This is a genomic window from Methylobacterium sp. E-066 (assembly GCF_022829635.1).
GTDB lineage: Bacteria > Pseudomonadota > Alphaproteobacteria > Rhizobiales > Beijerinckiaceae > Methylobacterium.
The window spans coordinates 1-776 of the sequence record NZ_JAKSYO010000162.1 but is presented as its reverse complement, the minus strand read 5'-3'; the positions used below and the strand labels follow the sequence as shown (position 1 = coordinate 776).

Genomic DNA, 776 nt, shown 5'->3' with positions numbered 1-776 from the left:
GGCCTGGACGCCCGAGACCACGTCGAACTTGACCACGCCGTGATAGCGGTCGGCCGAGGCCTCGGCCGGGGCGTAGCCCTTGCCCTTCTGGGTGACGACGTGGAGCAGGATCGGGCCGTGCTCGGCGTCGCGGACGTTCTTCAGCACCGGGAGCAGCTGGTCGAGATTGTGCCCATCGACCGGGCCGACATAGTGAAAACCCATCTCCTCGAACATCGTGCCGCCGCCCACCACCAGGGAGCGGGCGTACTCTTCCGCCGCCGCGGCGCGCTGATAGATGGCTTTCGGCAGGAGCTTGCCGAGCTGCTTGGCGGTCTCCCGCAGGGATTGGTAGGTGCCGCCCGAGGCCAGCCGCGCCAGGTAGCCCGACATGGCGCCGACCGGCGGGGCGATCGACATGTCGTTGTCGTTGAGGATCACGATCAGGCGCGAGTGCAGGGCGCCGGCATTGTTCATGGCTTCATACGCCATGCCGGCCGACATCGAGCCGTCGCCGATCACCGCGATGGCGTTGCGGCGCTTGGACTGCCGGCCCTTGGCCTTGGCGGCCTCGGAGTCGAGGTCGCGGGCCACCTCCATGCCGAGGGCGGCCGAGACCGAGGTCGAGGAATGGGCGGCGCCGAACGGGTCGTAGGCGCGCTCAGAGCGCTTGGTGAAGCCGGACAGTCCTCCTCCCTGGCCCAGCGTCCGGATGCGGTCGCGGCGGCCGGTGAGGATCTTGTTCGGGTAGCATTGATGGCCGACGTCCCAGACGATGCGGTCGTCGGGGGTGTCGA

At 68.9% G+C, this 776-nt stretch carries 1 protein-coding gene; it reads right to left on the bottom strand.

Features of this window, described 5'->3' with window-relative positions:
* On the bottom strand, positions 1-776 hold a 776-nt coding region (locus MKL20_RS21915; RefSeq protein ID WP_279594927.1), incomplete at both ends, for a 1-deoxy-D-xylulose-5-phosphate synthase N-terminal domain-containing protein.